The 12,174-nt window shown below is 43.3% G+C and carries 9 protein-coding genes; all 9 read right to left on the minus strand.

What is annotated here, in order from left to right; translation table 11 throughout:
• Positions 1-13: 13 nt before the first annotated feature.
• The 9 genes from CDG60_RS09620 to CDG60_RS18305 all read right to left on the minus strand — a co-directional run bounded on the left by CDG60_RS09620 (position 14) and on the right by CDG60_RS18305 (position 12,015).
• Positions 14-3,736: a host specificity factor TipJ family phage tail protein gene (locus tag CDG60_RS09620; RefSeq protein WP_087514120.1), complete on the minus strand. Its 3,723-nt coding sequence runs from the start codon at positions 3,734-3,736 to the stop codon at positions 14-16.
• The gene (locus CDG60_RS09625; protein ID WP_087514121.1) at positions 3,693-4,085 is read right to left on the minus strand and encodes a hypothetical protein; all 393 of its coding nucleotides are present in this window, start codon (positions 4,083-4,085) and stop codon (positions 3,693-3,695) included. Before CDG60_RS09625 ends, CDG60_RS09620 begins: the two co-directional genes overlap by 44 nt.
• Positions 4,085-4,582, minus strand: a complete 498-nt coding sequence (locus CDG60_RS09630; protein ID WP_087514122.1) for a DUF1833 family protein — start codon at positions 4,580-4,582, stop codon at positions 4,085-4,087. Before CDG60_RS09630 ends, CDG60_RS09625 begins: the two co-directional genes overlap by 1 nt.
• Entirely contained in the window at positions 4,570-5,058 is a 489-nt protein-coding gene (locus CDG60_RS09635; protein ID WP_227542862.1) for a hypothetical protein, read from the minus strand. Before CDG60_RS09635 ends, CDG60_RS09630 begins: the two co-directional genes overlap by 13 nt.
• A 32-nt stretch (positions 5,059-5,090) precedes the next feature.
• Positions 5,091-9,170 carry a tape measure protein gene (locus tag CDG60_RS09640; RefSeq protein ID WP_087514124.1) on the minus strand — a complete coding sequence of 1,360 codons (4,080 nt, stop codon included), beginning with the start codon at positions 9,168-9,170 and terminating at the stop codon, positions 5,091-5,093.
• A gap of 470 nt (positions 9,171-9,640) precedes the next feature.
• Positions 9,641-9,847, minus strand: a complete 207-nt coding sequence (locus tag CDG60_RS09645; protein ID WP_087514125.1) for a hypothetical protein — start codon at positions 9,845-9,847, stop codon at positions 9,641-9,643.
• Positions 9,848-10,347: 500 nt separating this feature from the next.
• Complete coding sequence (locus tag CDG60_RS09655) at positions 10,348-10,818, minus strand: phage-derived protein YdaY family protein (protein WP_087514127.1); 471 nt, start codon at positions 10,816-10,818, stop codon at positions 10,348-10,350.
• Between the two features lie 39 nt (positions 10,819-10,857).
• The gene (locus CDG60_RS09660; protein ID WP_087514128.1) at positions 10,858-11,793 is read right to left on the minus strand and encodes a phage tail tube protein; all 936 of its coding nucleotides are present in this window, start codon (positions 11,791-11,793) and stop codon (positions 10,858-10,860) included.
• Between the two features lie 66 nt (positions 11,794-11,859).
• Complete coding sequence (locus CDG60_RS18305; protein ID WP_171405448.1) at positions 11,860-12,015, minus strand: hypothetical protein; 156 nt, start codon at positions 12,013-12,015, stop codon at positions 11,860-11,862.
• Between the last annotated feature and the right edge of the window lie 159 nt (positions 12,016-12,174).

Here is a 12,174-nt window from a genome sequence, read left to right on the forward strand (position 1 = left end):
ATAAAAAAACCCGCTATATGCGGGTCTTAATTTCGTTAATTTCTTCATCAGACAGTAGCCGGTTGATGAGTCTTAATTTCTGCAACCAGACTCCTGCACTGATATGCCGAATCTGGACGTTTGATTTTTTATACACACTGTGATCGACTATTAATTCACCTGTGTCCTGCCGAATATATTTTCTAAACACAACACCGGTAAACTCACCGTTATTGCGCGACCACTTCAGATCATCCACTGCACGTGTTACTGCCAAAGTACCTGTTTTAATGAATGATGATCTATACGTTTTACCGACTTCACGCTGCGGATAAGCAATAATTGCTGATATATTTCTATTTACAGCACTCGCGTAGAAAATTATCTGTCCTGCGTGCGATGCTCCATAATTATCAAAAAAACCATACTGCTTTGCCTGAAACGGTAAAAACTGAGCTGACGCTGAACTGTCAGTCTGCGCACCTAGACGCGCCTGCTCCACACCCACATTTTTGATGATCGCAGAGAAATACGCGAACTGATTTGCAGCAATACTCCCACTTGGTGCAATGATCAGTTTTATCGTATGCATGCCTCCTGTACAGTCATACTGAACTCCCTCTCCAACCCCGAACTCTGGTATCTCCACACCATGTGCTTTAACAACCGAAGAACCGGAATAGGGCGTTCCTGATGCCGATGCACTGTTAAGTATGGTATTTGTACTGCTTTCTTCAATCAGTAAGCCTTTCCGAAGCCACTTACCATCAACATATTCATGATCAAAGCGCGGAACATCAATTCCGGCATCAGAAAGTATGCCTTCCGAATTGAAATATGTAGCAGCTGAAGAACGACTGAACTGAAAATTGTCATCAAGTGAAATAACACGCTTATCTGTAAAATCATAAGTAACGTCGAATAATGCAATTTCATTACCTTGCTCATCAATTACATTTTTTAGATAATCATTGTCATTTCTGTAGTAACGGTTGTCATAGTTAATTGCTGTGATCTGCGCTTCACTCTGACCTGAACCTGAAATTTCAGAAATAAGAAATGCTTCTGAATCCTTTTCCTGCTCAAGCGTAATTGAATATTTTGCACACTCAAATCCCACCACGAGCGGCATGAATGGCAAACGTTCAAGCACCAGCTCAAACTCACTGTTACCCTGCGTTACGCGCATGGTTTCAACACGCCTGTTTGAAAGCTGCAGATGAATCACGTACTGTTCACCTTGCTCAAGAACCGCAGGCTGAGAAACAGTAATATTCTGCCCCAACCATGCGACTACATCACCAGATGAAACAAGCATCGGTTGAGTATCATCTGTCACAGCTATACGGTCTGCAACAGTCACAAGCTCAGCTTCACCGTAAGCTGAAAACTGAACTGTTTCACGCTGAAATCTGATTTTGTTCCATGCTCTGTGTGTGATGAAATGCGCTTGCAATCGGTTGGTTACACCTTTCAGTTCAACTTTTTTGGGATTTGAAATCTGATCATCAGGCAATTTGATCACAGATTCTGACCAGCTGTTATCAGGATCAATCCAGGTGACTTCCACTCCGTCATAGTCCCGTTCCATGCCGAACCGTTCTGATCTTGTTTCACTGCCAGGCTGCTTGTTTCTGTGATTAAACAAAATGGCAGAACTGATATTCTCACATTCAAACTGAACATGAAATTTACCGCTGTCCCGACGTGCATTTGCTCCAACACAACCCGCTACCAAAGCCAGTGACTCTTCATACGATGTATTCCATTTATCAAACGTATAATTGAACTCTGTTGCTTTATCAGTCCCAAAATACTGTGATATCTGATCTGAAACAGCATAGAGACCTACAACATCCAGTGTTTCAACTGATCTACGTCCTATCAGCTCATCTGTATGTATTGCACAGATAATGTCTGCAAAATTACTCGTTGCAACTTTCTGCAATGACTGACCGCCTGTTTTATATGTATAGACTTTCCTGGCTGCTATACAGTTCCACTGCCGCTCTTTGACTGACAGTGCTCCATCGGTCGCAACAGTCAGACTGCGGACAAGCGTCACTTTGTCATAGACCAGTTTATCCAGTTTTGAACATGCATATACAGACTTTAACTTCAGATCATTAACCCGTGTTGTTTTGCTTGCAACCCAGACATCCCCGCCTTTTCTGACCCGAACACGAACACCATTAAGGAAACGTGCCGGCAGATCAAAAATTTTAGACATTCCAAAACCATAAGTTCTGAGTTCCCACTCCTGATAATGACTTTCAAATATCTGCCCGGTCGGAGCACCGTTACTGTCCAGTTCCTGATAATCAACTGCAAAAACCGCATTGTACTGATAGTTCTTACCGTTTGACCCAACTGAATACATACCCTTGGGGTAATAGAAATTGAAGATCAGCTTATCAATGTCGTCATAATCAATGTAGAACCAGCCCAGCCAGTTGTCAGTCGGCTTTGACAGTTCTATCACAGCTTCAGAAATGTTCTTATCTTCAAGCTTATTCCACTCAGCCTGCACAGCAGGTGCTATCTCAAGCTCAATGTAGTTTGATGTCACAGCAGTAACAGCATTATAAAAACCCGAAATATTTATGCTTTCAGCATTGTCAGCGAGCAATGAAGATATTGCTGCGTTATTGTCTTCAGTCAGTCGAAGCCAGTTTGGATTGACAGATGCAAAATCAGACAGGGTAACTTCATAGATAAATGCACCTGATTTCACAATGCTTTGCACAGCATACTGTCCCGCCAGATCAATAATCCCGTTTTCAGTATCACTCACAAGCAAAGTATTGATCTGAATCGTTTTAAAGTTTTCAACATCTGCAATATCAGCTGAACTTGCGACTGTCAGCACACCCGTCATTTCAATATTTGCAATTCCAGACAGCACCGCATCTTTGCTAAGTAAAGGTTCAGCATCAATAATGACCTGCTCGCCAACCGTGAACTTTGCATCAAGCCCACCCCCGACCAGGTACAACCGGTTCGGATACTGCGGGTACATGGTTCCCTCAACTGCAGTGTCAAATACGGGATTAGACCAAGGTTCGAGTGTCTGCCCAGTAACTGCAGATGATTTTTTACCAATTAGCGGGGCTTCTGTAAATGCCGTTCCGATCTGCACCTGTGGTGTGCCTGTCAGACTTTGGCCAGGGGCATACACAGATGACGCAAAGCCGTCTATTGTTGCACCAAAAGTGTCGCCATCCTTGATGTCTGAAATCTCATATTCACCTCGGCCAACACACATCAGACATTCTTCAATTTCAATGCCGTCAGCGCGGTAATACAGTACCGGTGCAGCGATCAGATCAGGTATGGACTTCACTTTCCCAAAGATATCCGGTACACGACCCTTATACCGTTCACGGTTTGCACGTTTTGAAAGCTCATTGTTTGCAGATCCGTTTATGCCCTCTGGCGTTTCGGGCATGTTTAGGTAGGTCCAGACAGCCATCCCGACTGACAGGACTGCAGATGCTACCGCGACTATTGTCATCGGGTCACCTGCATGACAGACAATGTCAAATTCCTGATTTTTTGCCAGTATCTGCAAAGCAGCAGCATCGACATGATTTGTCGGGGTAACATCATTCTGCAGACAGGCTGGGCGTAAAAAAATCCGCGCTTGCGGACATTTCATTTTAACTTCTTTGAATACATTCAGCACATTATCTGTTCTGATGTGCAGAACGCTGTCACTCGAATCCAGCGGGTTCTGATAAATGCGTACTCGGCTCATAGTATCGAATCCGTTTAAAAAATTTGTACAGTGAAATCACAGGCAGGAAATGAACCCCCAGCTCTGTCAGATGCAGGACACGTTCACAGTAATACAACCCGACGTGTGAATTGCCTTTATCGTTGGTCATCAGAACAATAGTTCCGTCCCGTGGGGCTTTGATCTGTCTGTTTCTGACGACTGTATGCCGTGATGTTTTCAGCGTTTCATTCAGTGAGGATGTCAGCCCGATGAAGTTCTGACTGTAATCGACGCTCAGCAGATACTGCGCAGATTCAATCAGAAAATGAACACAGTGATAATGTTCAGGGTCATATTTCCGGTTCAGCAATGGATCTATACTTTTCATCAGAACAGACTCCGTAGACTTGGAAATTCATCAAGTGTATACATCAACCCTGTACCATTACTGTTTGCCCTTTTTGTTGCTGCTTTGAACGTGGTCGCTTCTTCATTTGTACTGCGTTCTTCAACAAAAAACCCATCTATTACACGCAATGGACTGTCCAGATTTACAGATGAGTAAGCACGGTACACAACAGCTGGACTTTCTTCAGTGTCTGCATTTCTAATGATTTTCAGCAGTCTGGGAACAATTTGTCCAAGATCATTAACTGTAATATCCAGGGTCTGATCCAGATCATTAAATGCTCCACCTCGACGGATCTGCAAAGGCATAAACTCATAAACCACTACCAGGCCATCTTCATGGGTTACTGTCACACCATCTGTATGATTAAGCACATAGCGCAATGATTGAGGCCATAGACTATGACTGATTTCTATACATTCCAGCATTGCAGCCGATGGGGAAGCATCAAGATAAAACTCATTCAGTTCTGCCATAAACCCCTCATTGTTCCAGGTACAGACTCGTTCGCCAGTTTCTCCAGCAGGAGTTTAGCCTGAGGGTTCATACCTGAATTCCAGTAATCAATAATCACATCATCAATATCTGCAGATCTGTGCAATGGCTTCACCCAGACCTGAAAACTGTACTGAACAATCCGTCCATTCCGCAGCTGCTCACTGGGCTGCGAGTTCACAGCAAAACGACATTCATGTTCTTCCAGATCATAAGCATCAGTCTGTAATGCCCAAAGCCAGTTTTCAGGCGATCTCTGTTTTTTACGCCAGAACGCCCAGAAATATTCACGCTCTGCCCTGCTTGCACACATGACCGATGCTGTAACCTGATGAACCGACCCGATAAATGCCAATCGTTGCCTCGGCATGCCACCACGCAGTGGCTGCTCTATCAGGTTCTGACCAGGTGTGAAGCCGTATCCCGACTGCAACGGGCAAAGCATAAATGTGTCCATATTTTTCCCATTAAAAAACCACCCTAAGGTGGTTAGCGTTTGGTGTTTGCCGTAGTATTCGAAACTATAGATTTGTGAACCCTGGAGTTAGGATTTCCCATCTGTGCAGGCAGATAACGATCCACTTCATCACGAACAGCTTGCTTCATGATATCAATCGTCACTGACCCATCACTGCCTTTCGTCTGTTCTGCGGTATATCCCTGAGGGACGTTGATATTGATCTGTGGCTGTACAATCACTTTTGCCTCAGATAATGAGTTCTGGCGAATTGCGTCAACAGTACCCATGCCAACACGGCGAGTGTTCTGTGGCAGCTCACCAAACCGGTTCATGTAATCAAGATTTTCTGTACCAATTTTTTGAGCTGAAGCAGCACGGATCATAAATTCACCATTGGAAGCCATGATCGGTATAGAGTCACTTGTACCCGAACCTGAACCACGAATACGACCACCGGTTGCGAACCCCTGTGCTTTAACTGAACTGATAATTGAAGCAATCTGAGCACCCTGAGCAAAGGCACCTGCAATCAACGGAAGATTTTGTGGAAAACCAACTTTGGATGCCTGAGCAATGTTCTGCCCCATCGCTAAAGATGCCTGAGCTGCAGTAAAGGCTTTATCTATTGCAAATGCCACTTTGTATGAAGTTGATTTCTCTTCTCCGATATCCTTCAGCATTGAAACTACTGCACCAGTGATACTTTGCCCATATGACATCTGAAGTTGTAATGAGTTCATCTGGTAATCAAACTCAATCATCTTCATACGGTCATGGTGTTCCTGCCAGATCAGTTCCCGTGCTGCAGCAATCGCTTCAAGATCAGCATCAGGATCTGCTGCACTCTGAGCGAGTGAGGCAACCTGAGCATCTGCAAGTTCAGAACTTTGTTTCTCCCTGGAATCCCGATCATCCTGAATCTGCAGAAAATCACCAGTTCCCAGCATATCGGCCTGTGCATAAGCCCAGTTTTTAGAGGCATCATTTAACCGTTGCTGTAACTCAGTCATTTTTTGAAGTCTGAGCATTTCAGCCTTAAATGCTCTTTCCTGCAGATCATTTATTTCAATGAGCTTTCTCTTTTCAAGATCGTATTTCATTTCAAAAGCAACTGTTTCATCAAGAAACTGCTCTTTCATCTGAAAAATACGCTGCTCTTTGGCCAGTTGGATTAAACCAAGCTCATGTGCGTACTGCTCATTCAGGAATTCCACTGCCTGATCACGCTGGCTCCTGGACAGTTCAATATCATGAGCTGCATAAAATTTCTTTTGATCGAAACTGTCTTTTAATAACTGTACTTCTGATTTTTTAAAAGAAGTATAGTCATTCAGTTTTGTCTTCAGAGCATATTCAGCAATTGATATTTCACTGTCAGCACGGCTTTGATATTCAGCAACAAGGCGGTTTTTTTCATCTGCAGAAAACCCTGCCTTATCAATCTCTTTAAGTTTATCTTTAAGATTCTCGCGGATTTTGGTTACTTCATTTGCAACATCAAGTTCAAGAGATTTTTGTAGGTCAGCTTGCTCCTTTAAAAATTCAGAATACTGCTTAAGATCATTAATCGCATCATCTACACCCTTGTTTTTTAGAGCCGAGCCACCCAAACCAACTATCCACTTATTGACTGCAGGAGCGAAGTTAGTCACCTCTTTGTTGCGCTCAGCACCTCCATTAACTTTTCCGCTTTTTGCAAACTGTGCAGATCCGGCAAGGCCGGCATTGTGTGAGCGAATCGCAGCCTCCCAATCTCCCAGTTCCTTGTATGCTTTAGCCAGATTTTTCGCCACAACTTCAGCTATAACCGGAAGGTTTTTGGAGTCTGCAATGCTTAATCCGTTATCCTTGCGATAAGCACTGGTAGTTTGGTAATAACCAATTGCGCCAGTCGGACTTACCGCGTCTGGATTGCCCTTAGATTCTTGTGCCATTAACCCAGCAAGATAGTTCTTAGGAATACCGTATTTAGCCCCTATACCATCCAAGTCGTGTTTTGCTGACAAGGTTGCCACCTTTTGCAGCATTTTGAGTTCTGCTTGAGTGTACTGGTACTTTTTCTCTGCCTCCTTTGTATTTTCCTTTAATACTTTATTTCTAGACTCAATGACCTTGCTGTTCTGCTGCTCTATTGAAAGAGTCTGCAATCCAATTTGAAACAAGTCATTGGTGAGCTGCACATTATTTTTTCGTGCCCAGTTAGCTGTCTGAACCATATTGGCCACTTGTTCAGGCGTATAACCCTTGGCAAGTAAATTTTTAGTCAAATAGGCATCGAACTCACGATCAAATAATGAAGCCTTAAAACTCTTCTGCGCCTCTGCTGCGCTGTTTGCAGCACTTTTATTTTCCTTAAGGGCTTTAGTGTTTCCATCGACACCAACAATTGCTGTCTGTGCGTTCCTTCCAGCCACCTCGACTTCAATCCCAAACAGTTTGAGTTTTGAACTGGTATTGGTCGCCTCCTGAGCATTTTTCACAAATTCAGCTGTATTCGCCTTTATGGACTCATATACATCCTTTGAGATGCGTAATTCATTAAAGCGCTGAACGGCTTCAGTCATGCTAATGGTGCCATTTCTGGCATCCTGCACTACCTGTACAACCTCTTTATTTCCTTTGTAAAGCTGCTCTATGGCATTTAGCTGCATGTTGATTTTGCTGCTTGATTCAGACAAAGCTTTATTCTGACGCTCAAAAGCGGCGGTCATATCATTGATCGCACCATCTTTCTCAAGCCCCTTTAAAGCAAGCAATTCATCCTTGGCTTTTTTTGCTACAGCTGCCTGCTCTTCAAGCTTCTTATTCGCTTCTTCTGCTCGGCTACTGAAATACACATAACCTGCTGCAAGTGCAGTTACCCCAAGAGTGACAGCACCTATTGGACCACCAATCAAACTATATAACGCAGCAGCACGTGAGCGGGCTTTATTGTTGGCTTCCTGTGCAATAGTGTCAGCTGCAGTTGCAGCAGCATGGGCGGCAGTTGCCTGAGTAGCCTTCGTTTCAAGTGGAATCACTGTAGCCTGGATATATGAAAGCCGTTGTAACCCTGTCATCCGCGCGGCAGTCGCTTTAGCATCTGCCAATTGCATTGCAGTGTACTGAGCTACAGCACCTGTTTTACGTGCTTCAGAAGCAGTTAAGGCTGCATTCGTGGTAAGTTCACTTAGGTTGACGGAATTCTTTTTTAACGATTCTGCGATAGATCCACGAATTGCAACAGTCTGGGCAAGAATGGTCTTTGTCAGGAATGCTACACCACCAATCATGGCCACATTGGCGACTGAATCCAGATTCTGTGCAAGTTCACCTAAAGCACCTGCCATAATTCCAGTAGCACTTGTAGCTTCATTTGCCTTGCCAAGGTATACAGTCACAGCATTGGAAAGCATGGTGAATCCATCTGCCAGGCTGTTTTCCATATTATTTGCGAGCTTTTCGTTTTGCTCACGAGTGGCAATCAGTGTCTTGATTAAGTCTTCAAGAGACGCTTTACCTTCTGCACCGAGTTTCCGAATTTCAGCTTCAGACTTACCTGTAGTTTTAGCCATATCTGCAATTACATTGTCTGCACCTGTGACAATAGAGATCCATGCATCAGCGTCAATCTTGCCTTTTGCCATGGATTTGGACAGGGAGTCCATGGCTGACTGAGCCTGGTCTGTTCGTGTCGCATTGTGGGTAAAACTAAACGACAGTGAATCAACTAGATCGAGTGTTTCTGTTGTAGAGCGACCAAGTGACTTCATGCCACCTGCGAGACTTAAATACACTTCTTGCGCTTCACCTAAAGAACGGTAGGTTGTATTGGCTGTAGCCAGCACTCGATCCTGTACCAATCTGTATTCTTCAGCACTTGCTGTGGCGTTACGAATTCGCGCAGCCATCTGTGTATAACCATCAGCCATGGCAATTGCTTTGCTGATAGTAAGGATGCCGCCCATGTACCCGACAAGACTTTTGATAGATGCAGACATCTCTGTCATCTGCATTTCAGCCTTACCACCTTTTACTGTCAGATTTTCAAGCTCTGCCGCTACCGCACGTGCATTTCTTTCAGCATTTCTGGAGTCAATCTCAATAACCAGTCTACTTGTTTGTGTCATTTCACTTTCCTGTGGGCAATAAAAAAGCGCCTACAGGCGCACAGACAATAAAAAACCGACCTCATTCGGGTCGGTTTTATTTAAGTACTTCTAATATTCTGGCGATTGCAATTAGTATTGAATCTGCTTTCCATATAGTTATTCCAAACAAAAAAGACACAACAAATAATGTATGTCCAAACTCTTAACGTTTTACTTTCAGAAAGCTTATTCATTGCTTTATCAACCTTTAAATCCAGGTTAAAATTCATCTATGTTCTGATCCTTTAGTCTGCATTGGATTGGAAACAAAAAAGCCCATGATTGCGAGTCACGGGCTTTTTGCTTTGCTAAATAAAATAAACCGTGTCATGCACGGCTTAAGTTAAATCTTGAATTGAAAAATTTATACTTCGTAGAGTTGCATATTAGTTATATACAACTACCCAAATAAAAAACCACCCGAGGGTGGCTCTTTGCTATGTTTAGATTTAGGATTTTAGAATTTTATAAATTTTTCCAGTTTCATTGCTTTCAAAAAGCATCTCAAAATTAGGTCTAATTATCTCGCCTTCAACTGAAATATGTTTAATTCGATCATGCGTTTTCGCTTCATTAGTGATTACATCATCTAAAGTAGCCTCAACCACATATTGCTCACCAAATTGATCCTGAATATTGAGTTCGAGCTTATTCATAAAAAACACCTTAAAAATTAAATAAATATAAATAAAAAAAACAGCACTCAATGGTTATAAGATTTTATGATGCCCCATTGAATGCTACTCAATATACCGTAAAATTAATTTTTGTTATATAAATTTAATTTTGCTCAGGTCTTGTGGATCTTTTTGCAAAACTCAAGTATTAAAAACCACTCCGAAGAGTGGGTTCATAGATATTTTTTATCAACAAAAGAAACCCACTCATGCTGATTTCTTCCTCACCCCATCCAAAAACAAATTATCCAAAGCAAAAACACATTCAACAAATACATGCAGCTCACACGGTGTTTCATACAATTCAAGGTAAGCACTTATGCTTCGCCCATCGAGGGGTAATGCAACTCCCTGCTCATAAGCACGGGATCTGGAAATAACATTGAATGCATTCAGAATGATGTGGGCTGTATAGCTGAACTCAGGCGCGTCATCAAGTTTGCGCCCAAGCTTTTCTCTGATCTTTTTTTGAAAGTCTGTCAGCCCACCTTCTCCGGTATGCCATCGGTAAAGCTCTGAGACTTTCCCAGAGTGTCTACCAGCACCCGATCCGCATCAGCCTGGATCTGCTCTGCGCATTTTTTCACAAAAGCCCATACAGATATCCCAACATCCCCCATGCTCAGTAGCTTCACAGCATTTTCAGGAGTGTAAGGCTGTTCTGTCTCCTTTCCATCTTCAGAGAACACAACCCCTTTCCAGTCTTCAATCAAATGGCATGCAGCAGCTTCAAGAAGCAACTCGTGATACAACTTATCCTCAGTGCTTGCGGTTGAGACATTGTAGCCTTTGGATGCCACCTGATTCTGTGCGCGCTCAAGTGCTACACGATAGGGTTTGTATGAATCGCCACGGATTTTAAACTCAGCCAGTACATTACCTGATGAGTCTTTATACTCTTTCCATAACGATGCATTTTTACTCTTTTGAATTTCTGCCTTAAGTGCCATTTCAATGATCCTGAAAAGCCCCCCCCTGAGGGGCTGTGATTAAGCTGTAGTACGTGTGATGGTTGGAGCTTCCTTCACATGACGGAACTCCATAGCGAGTGTGTGGTCATCATTTTTATTGGTATCTGACAAACCATCGTTATCCAGTTCAAGTCTGGTGAAGTGGAATCCATAAGCATTTCCTGCTGTATCTTCCATGCCAATTTCAGCAGTCATGGTTTCCCGTGATTCGACATAAGGAATCCATTCTTTTGAGGTGGCAGTAAGTGCCAGCGTCACATTCAGTGTGATGGTCACATTACCTTCCGTGTAGCGGTTTGGAATAAGGCTACCACTCGCAAGGCAGGGTTTAGCTGTCAGGTTATTGTTTACAGTGATCGTGAATGACTCAGCACAGGCTTTGCCGACCGTAGTTTCACCATTAATTTTGAAAGAGTTCAGATTAAGAGATGACATAAACGGGGTTGTTGTTGCTGCCTGTGGATTGGTCACCGGTGTCACAGCAGGTGTCGCATAGCCTGTAGCGCTGACTGATACGCTGCCGGTAATCTTGCCTTCTGTGTCACCCTGTATTGTCAGTTCCCCAATACGGCAACCAGTGAACACCTGAATGAGACCAACTTTTTTGTCATGTTTAACAATCGTATATGTTGCCAGCGTATCACCACCAATTTCAAGTGTAGAAACATCCGGTGTACCCGAATCTGTGAATACATTCCCTGCCATCCCCTCCAGGAACATATCCTGACTGAGTGCAGAGAGTTCATATTCGATATTGCCGGTCGCTTCACCTGAAGTAGCAATTGAGCCCTGTTCAAATCGTGAATTAACAATTTCATCTGACTGTGTCAGGGATACTGTCTTTTTTAAAGAGTCCGAATTGCGTCGAAGGGTGTGCCATTCAGGCAAAGCCGGAAGCGTATTTGGTGTTTCTTCTTTCGTAATGTGGATCACCACATCAGTGCCTTTTGACATAGCTGTCTCCTGATTTTAGGCAATAAAAAACCGCCTTTTAGGCGGTGCAGTAATTCGGTGGATTGGCTACCACCATCGGCATGCGGCAATCAGTGCCGCCATACCAATCAGAACAACAAAAATAATCACAGCATTTGCAAGCTTATTGCCCACTTTGTCAGCGCCTTGTTCGCTCATTTTTCCATCTACCTTTAATTCAGATTTTGGTGTATGATTTTCCATAAGTTGTATCTCCTCTTACTTTTGTCGGTGGGTTGAGATTTAAAAAGCTCATGATTCCAGTCATGGGCTTTTTGCTTTTCCAGACCACTGTATCGGCCCAGGTTCACAATTAAATGTGGCAATGCTTCCTAAAATTCAGGCATAAAAAAACCGTCAATT

The sequence above is a fragment of the Acinetobacter chinensis genome (assembly GCF_002165375.2).
Lineage (GTDB): Bacteria > Pseudomonadota > Gammaproteobacteria > Pseudomonadales > Moraxellaceae > Acinetobacter > Acinetobacter chinensis.

Bases quoted from the DNA above. Each gene is read 5' to 3' on its own strand.
- CDG60_RS09620 (WP_087514120.1), bottom strand. From the start codon at position 3,736: ATGAGCCGAGTACGCATTTATCAGAACCCGCTGGATTCGAGTGACAGC.
- CDG60_RS09625 (WP_087514121.1), bottom strand. From the start codon at position 4,085: ATGAAAAGTATAGATCCATTGCTGAACCGGAAATATGACCCTGAACAT.
- CDG60_RS09630 (WP_087514122.1), bottom strand. From the start codon at position 4,582: ATGGCAGAACTGAATGAGTTTTATCTTGATGCTTCCCCATCGGCTGCA.
- CDG60_RS09635 (WP_227542862.1), bottom strand. From the start codon at position 5,058: ATGGACACATTTATGCTTTGCCCGTTGCAGTCGGGATACGGCTTCACA.
- CDG60_RS09640 (WP_087514124.1), bottom strand. From the start codon at position 9,170: ATGACACAAACAAGTAGACTGGTTATTGAGATTGACTCCAGAAATGCT.
- CDG60_RS09645 (WP_087514125.1), bottom strand. From the start codon at position 9,847: ATGAATAAGCTCGAACTCAATATTCAGGATCAATTTGGTGAGCAATAT.
- CDG60_RS09655 (WP_087514127.1), bottom strand. From the start codon at position 10,818: ATGGCACTTAAGGCAGAAATTCAAAAGAGTAAAAATGCATCGTTATGG.
- CDG60_RS09660 (WP_087514128.1), bottom strand. From the start codon at position 11,793: ATGTCAAAAGGCACTGATGTGGTGATCCACATTACGAAAGAAGAAACA.
- CDG60_RS18305 (WP_171405448.1), bottom strand. From the start codon at position 12,015: ATGGAAAATCATACACCAAAATCTGAATTAAAGGTAGATGGAAAAATG.